At 56.1% G+C, this 21203-nt stretch carries 10 protein-coding genes and 2 pseudogenes; 8 read left to right on the top strand and 4 right to left on the bottom strand.

Annotated elements, in window-relative coordinates; translation table 11 throughout:
* Positions 1–358: 358 nt before the first annotated feature.
* Complete coding sequence (locus CMG77_RS02055; RefSeq protein ID WP_286807380.1) at positions 359–1834, bottom strand: MFS transporter; 1476 nt, start codon at positions 1832–1834, stop codon at positions 359–361.
* A 487-nt stretch (positions 1835–2321) separates the two neighbouring features.
* On the opposite strand from CMG77_RS02055, the gene CMG77_RS02060 reads away from it, so the two are divergent.
* A complete protein-coding gene (locus CMG77_RS02060) occupies positions 2322–4688 on the top strand; it encodes a TonB-dependent receptor (protein WP_286807381.1) in 2367 nt (788 codons plus the stop codon).
* A gap of 125 nt (positions 4689–4813) precedes the next feature.
* Entirely contained in the window at positions 4814–6151 is a 1338-nt protein-coding gene (locus CMG77_RS02065) for a hypothetical protein (protein WP_286807382.1), read from the top strand.
* Positions 6152–6279: 128 nt separating this feature from the next.
* Here CMG77_RS02065 and CMG77_RS02070 read toward each other — a convergent pair whose 3' ends face one another.
* Positions 6280–7401 carry a MipA/OmpV family protein gene (locus CMG77_RS02070; RefSeq protein ID WP_286807383.1) on the bottom strand — a complete coding sequence of 374 codons (1122 nt, stop codon included), beginning with the start codon at positions 7399–7401 and terminating at the stop codon, positions 6280–6282.
* A 164-nt stretch (positions 7402–7565) separates the two neighbouring features.
* Here CMG77_RS02070 and CMG77_RS02075 point away from each other — a divergent pair, with 164 nt between their 5' ends.
* Positions 7566–9335: an SLC13 family permease gene (locus CMG77_RS02075; protein ID WP_286807384.1), complete on the top strand. Its 1770-nt coding sequence runs from the start codon at positions 7566–7568 to the stop codon at positions 9333–9335.
* A gap of 683 nt (positions 9336–10018) precedes the next feature.
* On the top strand, positions 10019–11635 hold the full coding sequence (locus CMG77_RS02080; RefSeq protein WP_502691731.1) for a glycoside hydrolase family 3 protein: 1617 nt from the start codon (positions 10019–10021) through the stop codon (positions 11633–11635).
* 145 nt (positions 11636–11780) lie between these two features.
* On the opposite strand, the gene CMG77_RS02085 is transcribed toward CMG77_RS02080, so the two are convergent.
* The gene (locus tag CMG77_RS02085; protein WP_353743437.1) at positions 11781–12377 is read right to left on the bottom strand and encodes a gluconokinase; all 597 of its coding nucleotides are present in this window, start codon (positions 12375–12377) and stop codon (positions 11781–11783) included.
* Positions 12378–12442: 65 nt separating this feature from the next.
* Positions 12443–13651, bottom strand: coding sequence for a D-mannonate dehydratase ManD (gene manD, locus CMG77_RS02090; RefSeq protein ID WP_286903527.1), 1209 nt, complete (start codon positions 13649–13651; stop codon positions 12443–12445).
* 773 nt (positions 13652–14424) lie between these two features.
* Between manD (CMG77_RS02090) and CMG77_RS02095 the strand changes: the two genes are divergently transcribed.
* The 4 genes and pseudogenes from CMG77_RS02095 (at position 14425) to CMG77_RS15705 (ending at position 20536) form a co-directional block, all read left to right on the top strand.
* Positions 14425–16194: a glycoside hydrolase family 2 protein gene (locus CMG77_RS02095; RefSeq protein WP_502691732.1), complete on the top strand. Its 1770-nt coding sequence runs from the start codon at positions 14425–14427 to the stop codon at positions 16192–16194.
* Positions 16195–16336: 142 nt separating this feature from the next.
* A complete protein-coding gene (gene manD / locus CMG77_RS02100) occupies positions 16337–17545 on the top strand; it encodes a D-mannonate dehydratase ManD (RefSeq protein ID WP_286903528.1) in 1209 nt (402 codons plus the stop codon).
* A 104-nt stretch (positions 17546–17649) separates the two neighbouring features.
* A pseudogene (locus CMG77_RS02105) lies at positions 17650–18381 on the top strand (FadR/GntR family transcriptional regulator).
* A 442-nt stretch (positions 18382–18823) separates the two neighbouring features.
* Positions 18824–20536: pseudogene (locus tag CMG77_RS15705) on the top strand (TonB-dependent receptor).
* Positions 20537–21203 lie beyond the last annotated feature (667 nt).

Consider the following 21203-nt stretch of genomic DNA (forward strand, 5'->3'; position numbering starts at 1 on the left):
GGCGCTCGTGGGGTATACCGTTTGTAGACCCGCCGTGAATACATTCCTGTAGGCTTCTCGTCGGCTCCCTGCCTCCGAGAGTCTACAAACGGTATACCCCACGAGCGCCCTCCGTGCCATCTATCTGGCATTTGTAGAAGATTGGTAGTGAAGTCCATTCGTTGGCATTGAGGGGCGGGACAGGGTGAGGCCTTTGGAGACTCTCGGAGAGGGTGGCTTTTCGAGTAGGTCGGATTAGCGCAGCGTAATCCGACAATTTACCCCCGGAGTCATTCTGTCGGATTACGCTGCGCTAATCCGACCTACGCCAATCACCCCGCTCCGACCCGGACTTCCTACAACCTAATAAGCCCAAGCATCAAGTCAGCTCAATCTTCTGCAAAGTACCATCGGCCATCATCTCGCTCATATGGCCTTTGGGTTCGGCCAGCATCTGGACGAGGAAGAAGGTCGCTACAGCCGAGGCGCCGATCACCAGAAAGAACGTGCTCGCATCCATAAAGCTATAGGCCGTCAGATAAGTGACCGCACCCACGTTTCCGTATGCGCCGGCCATGCCCGCGATCTGGCCGGTCATGCGACGCTTCACCAACGGCACCATGGCAAACACCGCGCCTTCGCCCGCCTGGACAAAGAAAGAACAGCACATCACCGCCATTACCGCCAGCCACACCGGCCAGCCGCCGCCGACCTGGGAGAGGACGAAGTAACCCACCGCCAGGCCGCCGATGAAGATGGACATGCTGCGTCGGCGCCCGAAGTTGTCGCTGATCCAGCCGCCGCCCGGGCGGGCCACCAGGTTCATAAAGGCGAAGGCGCCACCAAGCATGCCCGCTTCGGCCAGGCTCAGTTGGGTGAAGGTTTCCAGAAAGAAGGCCGGCAGCATGGAGACCACCGCCAGCTCGGAGCCGAAGGTGACGAAGTAGGCCCAGCTCAATACCGCGACCTGCTTGAACTCGTACTTGTCGTGCTCCGGTACGCCGTGTTTGAGCATGTCTTTGTTCACCCGATAGATCTGGCTGAACTGGAATATGAACAGGCACAGGAGGACCAGGTACATCAGGTAGACCGAGCTCTGGGTGAGCAGGCTGATGTTGGACGGGCCCAGGCGCCAGGCCAGTACGGCGAGGATGGCGTACATGGGGACGTTCATCGCGATGTAGAACCAGAAATCACGCTTGCTGGAGACTTCCAGGCCGCCGGATTTTTTTGGTTTGAAATAGGTGGAGCCTTTGGGGGTGTTGCGCGCGCGCCAGTAGAAAATGCCACCGTAGACAATGGCAATAAGGCCGGTGCAGGCAATGGCTGCGCGCCAGCCACCGAGGCTGCCGAATACCACTACGGCCAGGGTGGGCAGGGTAAAGGCCGCGGCGGCGGAGCCGAAGTTGCCCCAGCCGCCATAGATACCTTCCGCCAGGCCAACCTGCCGGGCGGGAAACCACTCGCCCACCATGCGGATACCGATTACGAAGCCGGCACCGACGAAGCCGAGCAGAAAACGGGTCAGCGCCAATTGCTCGAAGGTCTGTGAGGCGGCAAAGGCCAGGCACAACAACCCCGAGCAGGCGAGCAGCCCGGAGAACACGTTTCGTGGGCCGAACTTGTCCACCAGAATCCCGATCACGATGCGGGCCGGGATGGTCAGGGCGACGTTGAGAATCAGCAGCGCTTTCCACTGGGCACCGCTCATGTCGAGGGTTTCAGTGATCAGGGGCTTCAGAGGGGCGTGACTGAACCACACCACAAACGACAGAAAGAAGGCAAACCAGGTCAGGTGCAGGACCCGGATGGCGGGCTGGGAAAAATCCAGCGGGTTCAGTTTGTTCAGGCTCATAAGACATCAATCCAGAGTATGGGGCCGGGTTGTCAGGGGCATGCCCGAGGGGAGTGAACCGCTTTGGGGCACGCATTGCGCTGCAGGGGTGATCATCTGTTGTGCTTGAACACGCGAGGTCGATAACTAACACGCAGCGCGACCGGGGCTGAAGTTGCAATGCCTATGCCAAATAAAATAATTTTTTAACGCCTTGTTTTTAAAGATGTTTTCGAATCGGGCGGCGGAGGTGGCTGATCCGGAAGCTTGAGTTGCCGCGCTGTCGGAGTGCGGAGCCGGTTCAGATTGGTGCATGTTCAGGCGCTGTGATGGGTTCCGGACGTGGTTTTCTGTGGCGGGGAGTGGATCAATATTGGCGCATAAATCTTCTGCACTGTTCAGTGACTCAAAAAGGGGCGTCGAGCAAAACAACGGGGAGGGATTTTCATTTGTTTAGTTATGTTATACCATAACAAAACTAAGCGAGTTACCTATCCCGGAGGTTGTTGTGCAGAAGAACTGGTTGCAATGGAGTGGTATTGGGCTGTTGTGGGCTGGATTGGTCTCCCCAAGTGCGCTGGCGGAAACCCTGACCGGCGCGGTGCTGGATGCCGATGGCCAGCCGGTGGCCGGCGCGGTGGTTGAATGGGTGGGCAGTAACCGCCAGGCCCTGACTGATGCCGCCGGTCGTTTTTCACTGGAAGATCTGCGTGGTGACGAAGTGGAGCTGCATATTATGGCGCCCCGGTTTGTGCATCAGCAGCTGCATGTCGATCTCGATGAGGGGCCGGTGACCATCCGGCTGCGGCCCACCCGCATTGAAGTGATCGAAGTGGTGGCACTGCCCTGGCACGCCTCCACCCTGGAGTCCGCCCAGCCAGTCAATGTGATTGCCGGTGATACCCTCGCCCGTCAGCAGGCCTCCACGCTCGGGGAAACCCTGAAGAATGAGGTGGGGGTGCACACCAGTTACTTTGGGCCCGTCGCCAGCAGCCCGGTGATTCGGGGCCTGAGTGGACCCCGAGTGTTGATCACCCAGAATGGCCTGGATGCCGGCGATGTCTCCCGGGTCGGGCCGGATCATCTGGTGACCACGGAGACCTCGACCGCCGAGCAGGTGGAAGTGCTGCGCGGCCCGGCCACTCTGTTCTATGGCAGCGGAGCGATCGGCGGGGTGGTCAATATCGTCGACGGCCGGGTGCCGACGGATAATGAGCTGTCCGGCCAGTGGCATTTGAAACATGACAATGTGGCGGATGAAAAACTGGTCAGCGGCAGCGTTACCGGAGGGGCGGGCTCCTGGGCCACGCATGCAGATGGTTTCTGGCGAGAGTCCAACGATTACCGGATTCCGGTAGCCGCTGAGCGTGAAGAGCACGAGGCTGGTCATGAGCAAGATCATGCCGACGAAGCGTTTGACGGGCGCCTGGATAACTCCGCGTACCGGGCCAAGGGCGCCAATATTGGTGCCAGCTATTTACTGGATAACGGCTTTGTGGGTGTTTCTGTCGGACGGCTGGAGAGAACCTACGGAATTCCCGGCCACGGTCATGAAGGCGAGGGCGACGTTGATGTGTACGCCGACCTGGAGCAGGATCGGGTACAGCTGATCAGCGAGCTGAGTCTGGATCACGCCTGGTTCAGTGCCCTGAACACCCGCCTAGGCTATACCGATTATCGCCATTCGGAAATTGAAGAGGGTGTGCCTCTTACCACCTTCGCCAATACCAGCCGGGAAGTGCGCGCCGAGCTGTTTCATCATCCGGTGGCCGAATGGCGCGGTGCCTGGAGTCTTCAGTACAAGCATCAGGACTTTTCTGCGGAGGGCGCTGAGGCCTTCACCCCGCCCTCGGAAACGGAAAGCCTGGCGCTGGGCTGGATGGAGGAGCGGCACTTTGGCCCGGTACAGGTTCAGTTGGGGGCGCGGGTTGAGCGGGTCGAACTGTCCGCCGATCAGGTGACGGTTCCGATGGAAGATCAACCCGGATTGCTGGCCGCCTATCAAGTGAAACAGACCTTTGAACCGTTCAGCCTGTCTGCCGGTGCGGTGTGGGATTTCACCGAGGGTTACAACCTGGGGCTGTCACTGTCCCGGGCGCAACGCGCGCCTTCGGCGGCCGAGCTGTACTCCTTTGGCCCCCATATCGGTACCAGCAGTTATGAAATCGGTGCCCTGTATGACTTGCATGAAGAGGCGGATGGGCACTTTCACGCCGAGGTCAGTCCGGCGGCGGTGGAGCTGGAAACGTCCAACAACATCGATCTGACTCTGCGCAAGTTTGAAGGTGATGTGGGCTTCACGTTGAACGCCTTCTACAACCAGATGGATGATTTCTACTATCTGTCTGCCACGGGCCTGGAAGCCGAGGACGATCACGCCGATGAACACGATCACGGCGAGGCAGAGCATGAGGAGGAAGAGGCCTTACCGGTGTATCACTACACCGCCCGCGACGCGCGCCTGTACGGTGTGGAAGGCCAACTGGTATGGCAGGTGGCCAGCCCCTGGCGTCTGACCCTGATGAGCGACTACACCCGCGCCACCCTGAATGGCGGCGAAGCCATGCCGCGTATTCCGCCACTGCGTCTCGGAGCGCAACTGGAGTATCGCCTCAATGGTTGGCGGGCGGAGTTGGGCGCGCAACATTACTTCGATCAGGACCGCACCGCCAATCTGGAAACGGAGTCCGACGGTTACACCCTGGTGGATGCCCAGCTGAGTTACGACTGGGAGTGGGCCGCGCAGACCATGACCCTCTATGTCCAGGGCAACAACCTCACGGACACCGAAGCCCGTCCGCACACCTCATTTTTGAAAGACAAGGCGCCATTACCGGCGCGTTCGCTGGCGGTAGGACTGCGCTCCCGATTCTAGCCCCTACGGATAGCACGGCAGTTTGCGTAGGGCGGATCGGTCCGACGTATCGGAGGGCAAAGCCCGCATCCGCCGTCACCCGACGCAACCAACAATTTAATAATCGAACAACAGGAGTTTCAAACATGCATTGGCAACACGGACTTTCAACCGCTTTGTGCCTGAGCTCACTGTTGGTACTGAGCGGCTGCGGTGGCAGCAGCACCGAGATTGTGGAACGCGATCCGGTGGAAGATCATTCCGACGATCACGATGATGATCATGGTTCAGCCCATGGTGACGCGCCCGAAACCAAAGGCCGGTTACTGGTAGCCGCCTACGATGAGGCCGAAGTGGTTCTCTATGATCTGGATGACGGCGACGAGCTGGCCCATTACGAACTGAATAATCCGGCTTCGGCGGTATACGCCAGCGCGAACCATCGCTTTGGTGTGATGTTGCAGCGGGATGCGGGTGAAGTAAACGCGGTGGACTCGGGTCTGATTCACGAGTATCACGATGATCACTGGGATTACACCATCACCTCCCCGAGCTTTGCCGACTTCTCGGCGCCGGGTCCACGCCCGACCCACTTCACCACCGGTGGCGAGCGTTCGGTGATTTTCTATGACGGCAATGCCGATCAGGGCGAGGCGGCTGAGGTCGGGGTCTTTTCCGAAGCCGATATGGCCGACAATGGCAGTGGCCGATGGCTGACCCTGGACACTCACCAGCACGGCGCAGCGCAGCAGTTTGGAGAGTACCTGTTTGCCACTGTCCGGGATGCCAATGATGACAGCACCACCTTGCCCAACCAGGTAGCGCGTTACCACTGGCACGATGACGAGTACGAACTCGAACAGACCTTCGAAACGCTCTGTCCCGGACTGCACGGGAGTGCCCAGTGGCATCACGGTGTCGCCTTTGGCTGCACGGATGGTGTGTTGGTGATTCACGAGGAAAACGGCGAGTTCGTCGGCGAGAAAATCGCCAATCCGGAAGGCTTTGTGGGACGCATCGGTTCGCTCTATGGAATGTCCGAGGGAGAAATACTGGTGGGTGTTGCTTCGGAAGAGCTCTATCTTATTGATCCGGAAGCGGACAGCATAGAGCCGCTTGACTGGCGCGGTGAGTCAGAGCGTACCGCCATTGGCTACGGGTTCGATGCCGAGGGTGAACACTTTCTGGTGCTGGATAGCACCGGTGATCTGATTCGCCTTGAAATCGCCGATGGCTGGGCGGTGCTTGAGCCAATCGAAGCCGTCACCAGCGACCTGGGTGGTCTGGCGGAAGACTTGCGCCCGGTGATGAGCGTGTCCCATGCGAGTCATCTGGTCTACATTACGGATCCGGTGGCCAACACGGTGGTGGAAGTGGATCTGGAATCCGGTGCGGTCGAGACGGTTCTCAACCTGGACGTTACGCCGGCCAAAGTAGCGTGGCTCGGGTTTGAAGGGGCGTTCGAGCACGACCACGAGCATTGAGGCAGGTTACGGCGGGTGCGCGGTTCAATCGCTGCGCTCAGCCCCTACGCAAGGTTGGGTAGGGCGGATCGGTCCGACGTATCGGAGGCCGCAGGCCGCATCCGCCGTTCCCCCATGCTTTCCAACACCTAAAACGTATAGGTCAACGACACAAACCCTTTCATCAACCGCTCCTCATTCACAATCGGACTATCGGTCAGCTCGTCGTCGAGTTGCTCCACGCCAATATTCCCCACCATTTGCCACCCCTGGGTGATTTCGTAAAAGAACGTCACCCCGGCCTCCGGGTTGACGGCTGAAGACGGTTGATAGGCGGGCCGCTCGGCGGTGGCCGCCTCTGTCGGCACGCCAAACTCGTAGTCCGCCAAATCGGCGCTCAGCCAATTCAACCCCACAAACGGTGACAGTCGCCAATTCCCCCACTGAAAACCGCGACTGAGCGACAGTTCCGCCTGCTGGCCGCCGGAGCGGTCGAACAGGTCCTGACTGGCGCTGACGGTAAAATCGATACCGGCGGGGAGTTCACGGGTCCAGGCCAACCCCAGCATCAGGGTGGTGTCGCGATCACCCAGACCGGCGAGGAAGGGGCTGTCCTGCTCTTCGTAAGCGCCCAGGCGTAAATCCCCCTGAAGCGCCAGTCGCCAGTCCGTGCTGCCCGCCAGGGTGTAGCGGATACGCGGTCCCGTCCACTGCAGTTTCTCACCAATGTAGACGATAGCGGGGATCACCGTGCCGGGCTGTTTGGTGCTGCCCCGGTAGGGCGAGGTCTGCCCGACTGCGCCGATGCCGACGCCCCACTGGCCCGTATCGCCCAGTATCTGGCTCAGGGAGAGGGTCTGTTGCGTGGGCGCGTCGTCGCTCAGAGTCAGCCGGGCCCGATTGAAGTTGGGCGGCCCCTTGGGGCGATAGTTGTTGGACAGGGCAATGGGCTCCCGGGGAATGCCGATAAAATTGCGATCCAACTCGCCGTTGCCGTTTTCATCCACAAACAGCAGGACGGCGTAGTCGCCTTCCGGGACGGACAGCCGAATCGGTTGTCCGGCGACAAAGCGCTCCCGGTACTGAGCGGTGCGCAGGCTGCCGAAGGTGTCGGCATCCTCAAACAACAGGACGTAGAGGGGGCCGTCAGCCGGCGGGTTGGTCAGCTCGATATCCAGTTCGGCGGCCGTGCCGGGCAGGGTGATCAGGGCGCTCAACAGCACCAGCCCGCGAAGAGCGGCCGTGCGCAATACACTGCGAAGAGAGGCCATGAAAGTTTCCTTGTGTGGGTGGTTGTCCAGCCAGTACGAAGGGTCGGCAAACCTGGATGCGTATATGCTCCAGTGTTATAACCCTAGAGCCAATAACTATTTTCTCTTAGAACCCGCTTTGGTTATGCTCGCGGGCATTATCACCCTAATCTGGACGAGACTGTATGGAATGGCAAGGCTTGTTGTCCCTTTCGCTGACCCTGGGGGCACTGGGCACTCTTATCTTCACGCGCATTGGCCCGCATCTGGTCATGACTGGCGTGATGGTGATCCTGCTGGTCTCGGGTGTGCTGACACCGTCGGAAGCCTTTTCCGGTTTCAGTAATAGCGGCCTGATCACCGTGGCCGCCATGTTTGTGGTGGCCACCGGTATTCACGCTTCGGGAGGCATCGAGCTGATTGTGCATTATCTGCTCGGTGAGCCGAAGAGCGTCCGGCGCGCCCAGATGCGGGTCGCCTTCCCGGTCGCGCTGTTCAGCGGCTTTCTGAACAATACCCCGGTGGTCGCCACCATGATTCCGGCCCTGCGGGCCTGGGCCAAGCGCATTGACGTTCCCGTCTCGAAGCTGATGATTCCCCTGAGTTACTCCGCCATTCTGGGGGGCACTCTGACGCTGGTGGGCACCAGTACCAACCTGGTGGTCAACGGTCAGTACCAGTCCATGACCGGAGAGGCTGGGTTCTCGCTGTTCTCGATTACCGCCGTGGCGTTGCCGGTGGCGATCATCGGCCTGGTTTTCATTATCGTGTTCTTCCCCCGCTGGTTGCCGGATCGGCGGGAAAAGGAAATTTTCGGGAACCTGCGGGAGTTCACTCTGGAGGTGGCCGTGGCCGCCGATGGGCCCTTGGTGGGCAAGACCGTCGTCCAGGCGGGCCTGCGTAACCTGAAGCGGATTTACCTGGTGGAGATCGAGCGCGCCGGAGCCATCGTGCCAGCGGTAGGCTCGGAAGAGCCTCTGCAGGCGGGCGACCGGCTGATTTTCGCGGGTAATACCGAAGCGATTTCCGACCTGTTGCGGATCAAGGGGATTGTGGCCTCCACCAATGGTGAGCCGACCTTGGGAAGGGAGCACAGCGAACGGCGCCTGGTGGAAGCGGTGATTTCCCCCCACAGTAACTGCATCAATCAGACCATCCGGGACTCCCAGTTCCGGGAGCGATACGGGGCGGTAGTGCTCGCCGTGGCCCGCAACGGTGAACGAGTACCGGGCAACCTGGGCACCATCAAGCTCAAGCCCGGTGACACCCTGCTGCTGGAAGCGCGGCCGGCTTTTGTCAGTCGCCAGCAGTACAACAAGGACTTCCTGCTGATCAATGACCTGCAGACCGAGGCGCCGCGCCATCAACGGGCGTACCTGGCCTGGGGCATTCTGCTCGCCGTGGTCCTGGTGTCCGCCACCGGCCTGTTGCCGATTCTGCATGCGGGCCTGCTGGGCGCTGCCGCCATGCTGATTACCGGCTGCTGCTCCGCCCCTCAGGCCCAGAAAAGCCTGGACATCACGGTATTGCTGACCATTGCCGCGTCCTTTGCGCTGGGGGTGGCACTGGATAAAACCGGCGTGGCCCGGTTGCTCGGGGAGACACTGGTCAGTCTCAGCGGTGGTCATCCCTGGCTGATTCTGCTGATGGTCTATATATCGGTCTCCATTCTCACCGAGTGCATTACCAACAATGCGGCGGCCATCATCATGCTGCCGGTGGTGCTTGAGATCACCGAAAAAGCGAGCCTGAGCCCTGAGCCCTATATTTTCGCCCTGATGATTGCCGCCTCCGCCAGCTTTGCCACGCCGTTGGGCTACCAGACCAACCTGATGGTCTACGGCCCGGGGGGGTACCGCTTTACCGATTTCCTGAAGGTCGGGGCGCCGATGAATGTCGTGATTGGTATTTCGACCATCGTGGTGCTGATTCTGGGCTGGCCGCTGACCGCTTAGCCCGGGGCCTCTGTCGGGTTACGCTTCGCTAACCCGACCTACTCGGAGATTGCGCAGACCCCGTAGGTCGGGTTAGCGCGCAATCCGACGGGCAGAAGCCTATTAGGCTTTTGGCCTTACCAGTTGACCGTCGGACCAATATCGAATTATCCTGCCGAAACGCTCTACCTCTGGAGGCGCACTACTGGTGTGTCTTTTACCCTCAATGATTACCAAATTCGGTAGGTTAGGCTATGAAGAGAATCCAAGACGTCCTCATCGGTAACTGCTCACGCTCGGCTCGACTCGCTGTCGTCGCGCTGGCAGTCACGATCGCCGCTTGCGGTCAAAAATCGTCAGTTGAAGAACCTCAGAAAAGCCACAGTCAACCTGAGCTGGAAGCCCGAAACAGTGAATTGCTCAGTGTGGACGGCTATCAATTCAAAGACCTGAATAAGAATGGGGCGCTGGACACCTATGAAGACTGGCGCCGACCTACCGCTGAGCGGGTCGAGGACCTGGTCGGCAAAATGTCGCTGGAGGAGAAGGTTGGCTTTATGCTGATCAGCTCGGTGAGTATGGACGGCGGGAGTGCTTTCGGCTTAAGGGATGGGGGTGGAGAGGTGACGAGTGGCCTGTCCGAGGAGGACATCGTCATGGAGATGAATCTCTTCACTCGGCAGCCTCTACCCGAGCCGATGCTGATGTTTTCCGGTACCACGAAGGGAATAGAGGAGCGCCACCTCCGACATCTGATTCTGCGTACCAATGCCGATCCCCGGTTAATCGCAGAGTGGGCCAACAACGTTCAAGCGGTCGCGGAAGGTACCCGTTTGGGAATTCCCGTGATCGTTTCATCCAACCCGCGTAATCATGTAACGGTAGATAACGCTATGGGGGTTGGTCTGGGCGACACCACCTTCTCCACTTGGCCCGGTGAGCTGGGGCTCGCTGCCATGCGGGACCTTGAGTTGACCCGTGAGTTTGCTGAAATTGCCGGCCGTGAGTGGGCATCGGTCGGGCTGCGCAAGGGCTATATGTACATGGCGGACCTCGCCACGGAGCCGCGCTGGGAACGTGTCGAAGGGACCTTCGGCGAGAACGCCGACTTGGCAGCGGACATGATCCGTGAGGTGACCCTGGGCTTCCAGGGAGAGAATTTGGGGAAAGGCTCGGTCGCCCTGACCACTAAACACTTTCCCGGTGGCGGCCCTCAGGTTGATGGGCAGGACCCCCACTTCTTCTGGGGCAAGGATCAGCATTATCCTGGCGACATGTTCGATTACCATCTGAAGCCGTTCAAAGCGGCCATTGAGGCCAAAACCTCATCCATTATGCCGTACTACGCGAAGCCGGTAGGAACAGATTTTGAAGAGGTGGCGTTTGCTTACAACAAGCGGGTCTTGACCGGACTGTTAAGGGAGCAGATGGGGTTTGAGGGGATTATCAATTCGGATACCGGCCCCATCGAAATGATGCCCTGGGGAGTGGAGTCCCTGTCATTGCCGGAGCGCTACCGCAGAGCACTAGACGCCGGTGTTGACCTCTTCTCCGGAACGGCGGATCCGGCCAGTTTGCTCGAAACCGTGAAGAGCGGGCTGGTCTCGGAAGCCCGTCTGGATGACTCCGTTCGGCGCTTGTTGGCGGAGAAGTTTGCNTTGGGACTGTTTGAGGACCCTTATGTGGATCCCGGCTATGCAGAGAGGATCGTGGGCAGTGAAGAGCATCAGGAGCGGGCCGACCTCGCATTGCGCAAATCCATAGTGCTTCTGCGTAATGACGATTCGCTCCTTCCGCTGANATCCGGTTCCAAGGTTTATGTGGAGCGTTATCGGGACGATTTGAAAGGTGGCAATCCCAGTGAAGTCTTCGCTCCGATGTCCCATCCGTGGGANGTTGAGTTTGTGCGCACACGTGAAGAGGCGGATGTCGTGGTGCTTTGGTTGCTCCCCAATAACGGTGGCCTGTTTGGCTCCACGGGTGNCTCAATTGACCTCAGGCTTGGCGAGAACGGTGTCGATGTAGAGCGCGTGAATCAAGCGCTGCAAGANAAGCCCACGGTGGTAGCGATCAACTTCAGCAATCCNTGGGTGATCAATGAGATTGATCAGGGNTCCTTGAACACAGTTGTGGCGACTTTTGGNACNTCCATGGAGGCGCTGATGGATGTTGTGGAGGGNCGGTTCGCNCCCACCGGGAAGCTTCCNTTTACCATCCCCATCTCNCAGCAGGCGGTGGAGACCAATCGNTCAGATGTTCCCGGTTATCTTGAGCCAGAGGGTTATGCTNTGTTTGAGTTTGGTGCAGGTTTGACCTATTGATACACCGGCANAANCACNCTATGAAGCGCCATATGCCTTANGCNGGTCTCGCGACANNGAACCTGGNTGANGNNNNGGCGCTTCCGGGTNTTATNGANGCGNTGGGCTGTTGAGATACCGGGGTGGATANACTCGTTGTTCAACGTTAGGANTTGCCGTGTTNGTTNACCANTTTTTCGGCTTGAATCAATAGATCTTCCAAAGGCNNTTCAATGGCTAGCGAGAAAACGTCTTCTTCATCTGCCGGGATCTCCAAGGTTTCCAGTTGGCTATCCAGCAGGCTGGGAGGCATAAAATGATCGTTACGTGCGAGCATACGTTGCGCCAANGTCTCCCGCTCACCGGTCAAGTGTAGGAATATCACGTTTAAACCGCAGTGACGCAAAGGCTCGCGGTGGAATTTCTTAAGACCGGAGAAAGCAAGAATGGCTGGCCTGTTGTCTTCGGCGTGNTCTTTNAGCTCTTGACAGATAGCCGATATCCAGGGTTTTCGCATGTCATCGGTCAAGGGCTTTCCNGANGCCATGTGCGCACGAGANTCAGCGCTGTGAAAGTCGTCGGCGTCCAGGAAGCGCCAATTCAGGTGGCCCGCCAGCGCCNTTCCAAGAGTTGTCTTGCCAGATCCTGACACNCCCATTACCACGATCAAAACAGGAGTGNGTGACTCNTTCGGGANGTTTGAAGAGGTTGTCATAGTCAAAAGCCTGTTTGCTTGTAATGCCACCNNTACAGCTCCTNTCATGNAGCCANGANTCGCTGTAAAGGGATCGGAAGGCTGGCCTGGTAAGCCAGCCTTATCCAAAGTAACTACCAATTATAAAGCGTGCCGTCTTCAAGNCGNTTTACCGGNAGGTAGGCGCGTTTGTAGGGGTAGCGAGCGGCCAGTTCCTCATCAATGTCNACGCCATGCCCCGGAGCGGAGCCNGCGTGAAGGTAACCATCCTCAAAATGATAATCGTGCGGGAACACTTCGTTCGTTTGCTCTGTGTGCCGCATNTACTCCTGAATGCCAAANTTGGGAACCCAGGTATCAAAATGTAGTGCCGCTCCCATGCAAATNGGNGANAGNTCTGTGGGGCCGTGACAACCGGTNCGCACATTGTACAGNTCGGCCAGGTTGGCAATGCGGCGGAAATGGGTGATGCCGCCAGCGTGAACGACGGTGGCCCGGATATAATCAATCAACTGCTCNGAGAACAGCTGTTGACAGTCATAGATAGAGTTGAAGACNTCCCCGACGGCNAGNGGNGTTGTCGTGTGTTGGCGGATNAACCGGAANTTNTCCTGATTTTCCGCCGGTACAGCGTCTTCAAGCCAGAACAGGCGGTAGGGTTCCAGGTCTTTACCCAAGCGNGCCGCCTCAATGGGNGTCAGGCGNTGATGGGCGTCGTGCAACAAATGATGCTCAAAGCCAAACTTCTCCCGAAGCTTATCAAACANCTTGGGCACATGGTTCAGGTACTTTTCGGTNGACCAAACCTGCTCGTCAGGCAGGCCAACATCGGCAGGCTCATAAAACATCTTGTCCTCGGTCACCCCATAAATGGAAGGNATGCCGGGAACNCCACACTGAGCTCGGATCGCTTTATATCCCATGTCGATGAACTTGGCGACTTCGTCGACGGTTTCCTCAATATCGACGCCGTTGGCGTGTCCGTAAACCATAACGCCATTGCGCGAACGGCCGCCCAGGAGTTGATAGAGTGGTAGTCCTGCCACTTTACCTTTGATATCCCAAAGCGCGATGTCTATACCCCCNATAGCTGCCATGGTAACGGGACCCCGGCGCCAGTAAGCNCCGCGATACATGTATTGCCAGATGTCCTCAATATCCTGGGGGTCCCGGCCGATGAGGCAGGGAAACAGATGATCCTCAAGGTATGAGGCAACGGCCAACTCCCGACCGTTAAGGGTCGCATCCCCTACACCGTAAACCCCTTCATCCGTTTCGATTTTGACGGTAACGAAGTTACGGCCAGGGCAGGTTACAATAACCTTGCAATTAACAATTTTCATATTGACTCCGAGTGACTAGGTATATCGANACTGTCGAGCTCCGTGAATGCTCTCTCACGGGTCGTCTATAGACGTCGGCGTACGGGTCGGCGTCGCAGTGGCCTGANNTGTGGCCTTACCACTTGGCCATAATACCAGNANGNAGGGTGTCGTCAACATGTTTATAGATGANATAAATACTATTTTTTTGTGGGGCGCANCTTTGANCCATGCGGTTTGAGTTTGGTTTGGGCCTGATCTATTGATGCNTCGGCACAGCTACTGGTCACCTATGGGNCGCCAGGAAGGCTGAGCGCCCCTCTCTATNCCTTTTATANCTTCCATTCCTTCGGTCATTTTTCCTCAAAAACNGGTTGACTTTTGGGANTCACNTGATCATCATGGTAAAGTGGTCAGGCCACCAGGCAGCGGGTGGTTTGGCCATCTTCGAAAATAACAGTTTCCGACCTGTAGGGCCGGAATCAACAGGTGAGGTTATAACCATGGGTGAGATACAGAAACAGCTACTGCGAGCGGCCTTGTGCTGCTTGTGGGTGGTGGCGGCCTCNGTAGGGGCNGCTGAAGGCGGTGACGAANACGACTCGGATAANGAGTTTTTCTCGGTTTTTCCTGATGCAGANGTTTACCCGCANCCCGCGCCATTGCTGACCAATATCTACGGTCGCGAGCGTCGCTCCCTCAACGGCATGTGGGACATNAAAGTGGATGAAGCGGGCATCGGCTGGAGAATCGGTGGATACATCAATGACCTGAACCGAGNCCAGCTCACCGGCATGGAGCTCAAAGAAACCTCGTTTGATGATCGNAGCCAGCTTAAGGTTCCCGGTGACTGGAACAGCCAGCGTGTCGATCTGGATCGCTACCGCGGAAAAATGTTCTATCACAAAATTGTGCCGNTTGATAAGGAAGAGGGAAAAAGGTACTTCGTTCATTTTGGTGGCGCCAACTATGTCACNGACCTGTTCGTCAATGACGAGCTGGTGGGTCGACATGAGGGCGGCTANACCGCATTCAATTTTGATGTNACAGACCACATCAAAGACGGANAGAATACGATTATCGTTCGCGTCGATGCTTTTNTGGACGACAGNACCATCCCGACGATGCGCACCTCNGATTTNTGGAAATACGGNGGNATTACTCGCGATGTAAACCTGCTGACGCTGCCTGAAAAGCATGTCAGCCAGTATCACGTATACCTGGATGANCGGGAGAGNGGGGAGATCANGGGCTGGNTTCAGTTGTCCGATAACGTTCANCGTGGGGCTGTGACGGTAGAAATCCCCGAAGCGGGTGTCAAACAGANGGTGTCTGTGGGTAANAACGGACGCGCTGAGTTCAGCGCCCAGGCCGATCTTCAACTCTGGAGCCCGGAAAACCCGAAACTNTATGACGTGAAAATCAGCTATGACGGGCGTGAGATCAANGACNNGATAGGNTTTAGAACCATCGAAACCGAGGGTCAGAACATCGTACTTAATGGTAAACCNGTAAAGCTCTATGGCATCAGCATGCATGAAGAAACNCCNCTGCGNGCGGGGATGGCCAACTCNCCNGANGATGCCGAAGTNCAGATGAAGCTGATTAAAGANCTGGGTGGNANCTTNGTNCGTCTCGCNCATTANCCNCANAATGAGCACACTGTCAGAATGGCCGATAANCTNGGNTTGATGGTNTGGAGTGAAATTCCCATTGTCTCCNTGATTGACTGGGATAACGAACACACGCAACAGGTTGCTCAAGCTCANATTAGCGACAATGTTACCCGGGATTTGAATCGAGCCTCNATCGTCATGTGGTCTATCGCCAATGAGACCTTTCCTCAGTCCCAGGAGCGTTTGGATTTCCTCAAGGGGCTCGCTGAAACCGCGAGGTCGTTGGATGCCAGTGATCGCCTGATCGCCTCGGCTCTGATCGGTGACTTTTCNAAGGAGTTTGAAGAGGTNGGTAACCATCTTTTGTATTCGCTGATACATGATTCAGAGCTTCCCGAGGCAGAGAAGGATCGTCTGAGAGCAATGTTTGAAAAGACCGCGCCTGACGACTTCGACAAAAATGATGTGGTTACGGTCATGATCAAAGACCAGCTGGGTGAAGTGGTTGATATTGTTGGTTACAACGAGTATTTCGGCTGGTATTACTCCGCCTTTTTTGCCCCCGAGCTCGGGGTAGATGAGGGACTGATTCGAGANACTATGTTCAAGTTGATGCCAAAAATGCGATTCAATAACGTCTTTGGCAAGCCGATGATCATCTCTGAGTTTGGGGCGGGNGCAAAAGCCGGATTCCATTCCGAAGAGGGCGTCATCTGGTCGGAGGAGTATCAGGCCAGAGTGTACCGGGCTCAAGTGGACATGCTGGAACGAAGTGAAGCGGTTAAAGGCATGTCCCCNTGGATTCTGACGGATTTTCGTTCCCACCTTCGTGAGCTGAATGGAATCCATGAGACTTACAATCGCAAAGGTCTGATTTCTGAAACCGGTGAAAAGAAAATGGCGTTTGATGTGCTTAAAAACTTCTATCACGAGCAGCGTGATTTGTAGGTAACAGTTGATCTCCCTTGACGGGCGTACTCATATCTTCTGGTGCGCCCTTTTTTGGCCTATTTTTGAAAGTGTATCAACGTACATTTCCAAAAGCTGGCCCGGCTGATATTCGGTAATACCTGTTAAAGTGGTTATTTTTATGAAAATTGTAAACTGTAAAGTGATTGTGACCTGTCCGGGTCGAAACTTCGTGACCGTAAAGATCGAGACTGATGAGGGTGTATACGGGATTGGCGATGCGACACTTAACGGACGTGAACTGTCGGTNGTTTCTTATCTGGAGGATCATCTGTTTCCCTGTCTGATAGGGCGAGANCCTCAACAGATTGAAGATATCTGGCAGTACCTGTATCGAGGTGCNTATTGGCGTCGTGGACCGGTTACCATGACCGCNATTGCCGGTATCGATACNGCNCTGTGGGATATTAAAGGAAAAATTGCCGGACTTCCGCTTTATGAGTTGCTTGGCGGACGGTCACGAGATGGNGTGATGGTTTATGGNCATGCGAATGGCGTGGATATTGAGGAGACGGTGGATGAGGTGGCCAAGTATATTGATCTTGGTTACAAAGCCATTCGTGCCCAGTCCGGNATTCCNGGNATTCCCTCCACCTATGGGGTCGCCAAAGAGAAAATGTACTANGAGCCGGCNGACTCGGATTTACCCTCNGAAAACGTCTGGTCCACTGAGAAATATATGAANCATGTCCCTAAGCTTTTCGATAAGCTCAGGGAGAAATTCGGCTTCGAGCACCACTTGCTTCACGATGCCCATCACCGGCTGACACCGATTCAGGCCGCTCGCGTGGGCAAGGATCTTGAGCCCTATCGCCTGTTCTGGTTGGAGGACTCTGTTCCCGCGGAAAACCAGGAGAGNTTCCGCCTGATCCGTCAGCANACGACAACNCCCTTGGCNGTGGGGGAAATCTTCAACTCCATCTTTGACTGTCAACAANTGATCACCGAGCANCTGATTGACTATATTCGCACCACGGTGGTGCATGCNGGTGGTATCACNCACCTTCGGCGAATTGCGAATCTGGCGGANCTGTATCAGGTCCGTACGGGCAGTCATGGCGCGACAGACCTTTCTCCCGTCTGTATGGGNGCCGCNCTGCACTTTGATACCTGGGTNCCAAACTTTGGCATCCAGGAGTATATGCGCCANACCGANCAGACNGACGAGGTGTTTCCNCACGACTACCNCTTCGATAAAGGCTANNTNTACGCAGGAAGNGCCCCNGGNCATGGTGTAGATATTGATGAAAAGCTGGCCGCAAAATATCCNTACAGTCCGGCNTACTTGCCNGTCAANCGTCTGGAAGANGGCACCATGTATAACTGGTAANGGNGTTGNANGTANCCAGGGANGGATTGACTCGAGAGCAGACTGATGCGATTATTGTTGGCCTGACCACCAGATATGTTAACCAACNCAATAGAGCAGCGCCAATGGAAATACAGGCAGTCAAAGTCCGTCGACTTTACCTCGAGGTCGCCGGTCAAATCGAGTCGCAGATCAAAGCCGGAAAAATCAAACCGGGCGGACGACTTCCNTCCGAGCGGGACCTGGCGGTTAAATTTGATGTCAGTCGGCCCACTATTCGTGAGGCCATGATTGCCCTGGAAATTGCCGGACTGGTGGAGATCCGNACCGGGCGTGGGATCTACGTGGTCAAGCAGCGCTCGCCNCANGANCTGGAGGTTNGGGATGANGGGCCGGGACCGTTTGAGATCCTTGANGCCCGNCGNTGCNTGGANACCGANACGGTGGCGCTGGCGGCGGCNCGGATTACCCANNAGCAANTAATGGANCTNGAGCTTGCCTTGCGGGAAATGGAANACGANGGGGNTGANGGGAGTGTGACGGAGCGNGCCGATGAGCGNTTTCACTGNATNATCGCNGAAGCCTCCCAAAACAGTGCGCTGGCGGCCACCGTNAGGTGGTNNTGGCAGCTCAGGAATGAGTCCGAGATNAGCACNCTGTTTCACAAGAGGGTGCGNGANGAGGGNGTGCACCCTTCTGTGAANGAGCATCGCCGAATCTTTAATGCGNTGAAAAACCGGGANCCANTTGCCGCAAAGAATGCNATGAGAGCCCATATNTCAAGGGCGTTGGAGCGGGANTGGGCGCTNTTGGATGACGGNGCTGGCANCATTGNTTCTGTAGACGAAGACGACTGATCCCATANGCCNTTAATAAAGGTGNACTCCTCAACNTGNCNGTGCACCTNNGGCTCNTTCCNGTNNNCCCCCTCTTCGGTCTATCNATACNCTGTAATTTGCNCTANCGNTCATTTTTTGTTCAAAAAAAGTACAAGCAANTGCTTGACTCCNNANGTTNGNNGGGTTAAGGTGGCCTTACCACTTGGCCNTATGGCCTTGGCGAGCATGCGCAAACACGCAGTCAGCATGAGGGTCGGTAATTCTGTCCTCGTCGCTCGACCACAAAAGGGGTAGGAGAGACTTCAATCAGCCAAGAGGCGTCTTTGGGGCGCCGTTAGGATGTTGCAGCGGGTAGTTTGTGGCGCTTTGGATAAAGCGGTTGTCCACAAGAGCTGTAGCGGCGTTGGCATCAGCGAAGTTCCCACTGACGCTCAAATATTAAATAAATGAGGCGTTAGTTATGAGCGTAAACATCCTGTCAAAAAAGCGACTCAGCATCGCAGTTGGTCTGTTGAGTGCGGGTATTGGTTTTCCCAGCGCAGTCCAGGCCCAACCGCAGCTTGAAGAAGTGCTTGTCACCGCCCAGAAGCGGGAGGAGAGCGCCCAGGACATTCCCGTAGCGGTATCGGCCATCGATAGCGAAAGTCTGGAGAATATGGGCGTTAACGATTTTAACGACCTGACCAAAGTATCGCCGTCATTGACCATTACGCAGGGTGATCAGGCGAACAACAGCCCGATCGCACTGCGGGGTATTGGTACTTTTGCATTCGGCATGAGCATTGAGCCCAGTGTCGCGGTGATTATCGACGATGTCCCCGTCGCCGCGAGTGCTCAGGCTTTTTCGAATCTTGTGGACGTTGAACGAATAGAAGTGCTGCGCGGGCCGCAGAGCACTCTGTTCGGAAAGAGCGCGTCTGCTGGTGTGATCAATATTACGACCAAAGAGCCGTCAGAGTACCCGGAAGCAACGATCGAGTTGAGCGCGACTGACGATGAAGAGGTTCGAGTTCTGGGCTCGGCGTCTGGAATGTTAACCGACACTCTGGGTGTCCGGGTCAGTGGCTATCATTCAGATTATGAAGGCCATGTTGAAAATCTGCATACCGGAAACACCATTAATGGCAAGGAAAGCAAAGGCCTCCGTTCAAAGTTCCGCTGGGATGCGAGCGCGGACCTTACGCTAACGCTAATTGCGGATATCAATGAATCGGAAGATAACTGCTGTGCGTCGCCCTTCAACTATGTGTCGCCCGACGCTCGCAATATTAATGACGACCCTCCAGCGGTATGGCTGGAAGGTATTACACCTTCAAGAGAGAACGACCAGGTTCGAATAGATGCCGAGCCGCGAAATACCTCCGACGACTGGTCAACCACGCTGAAGGCCGAATACGATCTGGGTGAACACNCTCTGGCGTCCATCACCGGGCTTCGGAAGTGGGAGTATACGTTTTTTCAAGATATTGATGCGACTCAGACCTTTGAGCTGAATCAATCATCTGGTTATGAGACNGATCTTCTGACGCAAGAATTTCGATTGACNTCTCCNGCATACGATAANTTCGACTACGTGGCGGGACTGTACTTTGAGAAAAAGGATAATNCCCGNTGGTTCCAGCGAGGCCCCGTGTTNGTNGCTGACTGGAGCGCCGANGCGGACAACGAGATTGCNGCNGTGTTTGCTCAGGGTAAGTATTCGATCAACAACAGTCTGACCNTGATTGGTGGNCTGCGCTACCATCAAGAAGATATTGGTGTGAGTTTCCTGNGGCCGGGAGATGANCCTNTNACNGGCACATCTNCAGATGATGTGGTTTTGGGGAANTTGTCCCTCCAATANTTCACTGCGGGTGATCTGATGTTCTTTGGTAGCTACAGTCAGGGNCATAAAGGTGAGGGNTATGACATTACCAGTTCCTTCTCNGAGAGCTCTGCTGANTCTCCGGTAGGTGCAGAGACCTCTGACTCNTTCGANCTTGGTATGAAAGGTACCTTCCTGAACCGTCGGCTTCAGCTGAANACCACTTTGTTCTCAACCTCNTATGAGGGNTTTCAGGCGCAAAGTACNGTNACNNANNCGGANACTCAGACGNTTGAATTNAAGCTGAATAACGTGGGNGATNTNCANACNTCCGGNNTTGANNTNGANGCCANTCGCACTTTTGACTGANAATCTTCANGTNGATATGGGNNTNGCCNTGATCGANGCGGANATCGANGAGTTNACNGGNGCNGATTGNTATGNCCTNCAGACNGAAGCNCAGGGCTGNGNNGATGNNAAGCAGGANTTGAGTGGCACCGANCTNAATAACTCGCCGGATCTCAAAGTNACNCTNGGAGCGAATTATGATTGGCGCTTTGANGACCTGCCTTTTGATGGCTTCATCAACGGTTCTTATCAGTGGCAGGATGANGTTNGATTCAGTCTGCTNAATGACCCGACGACCTATCAGGANGCTTACGGNATATTNAATCTGAATGTCGGCATTCGCGATAAGGACGATGCCTACAANCTGACCCTNTTTGTCAANAATGTGACCGATGAGTCCTATGTGAGCGGAGCCGGACAGTCGCAAGGNNTATTTGGNGGGGAAAGCGTGCTGACCCANCAGGTGCCNCGTGCCGCACAGCGTTATGCGGGGGTGAAGCTCAAGCTCAATTTCTAGGAATCTGGCGGCTACNCGTGTTCTCTCTCTCTCACTTGGGGTAGCTGCCCAGTGTGGAAGCCAGTCGGATTAACAGGGATGTGCACACTTTATCCGGGGCTTGTCATTCAGGCCTCGGTTTTTTGCTTTNAGCTTCAGNGCCGCAGNAGTGCNTTGTGGGGAAACGTAAAG

This window comes from Marinimicrobium sp. (assembly GCF_002695945.1).
GTDB classification, from domain to species: Bacteria; Pseudomonadota; Gammaproteobacteria; order Pseudomonadales; family Cellvibrionaceae; genus Marinimicrobium; species Marinimicrobium koreense.

Bases quoted from the DNA above. Each gene is read 5' to 3' on its own strand.
- CMG77_RS02055 (WP_286807380.1), bottom strand. From the start codon at position 1,834: ATGAGCCTGAACAAACTGAACCCGCTGGATTTTTCCCAGCCCGCCATC.
- CMG77_RS02065 (WP_286807382.1), top strand. From the start codon at position 4,814: ATGCATTGGCAACACGGACTTTCAACCGCTTTGTGCCTGAGCTCACTG.
- CMG77_RS02070 (WP_286807383.1), bottom strand. From the start codon at position 7,401: ATGGCCTCTCTTCGCAGTGTATTGCGCACGGCCGCTCTTCGCGGGCTG.
- CMG77_RS02075 (WP_286807384.1), top strand. From the start codon at position 7,566: ATGGAATGGCAAGGCTTGTTGTCCCTTTCGCTGACCCTGGGGGCACTG.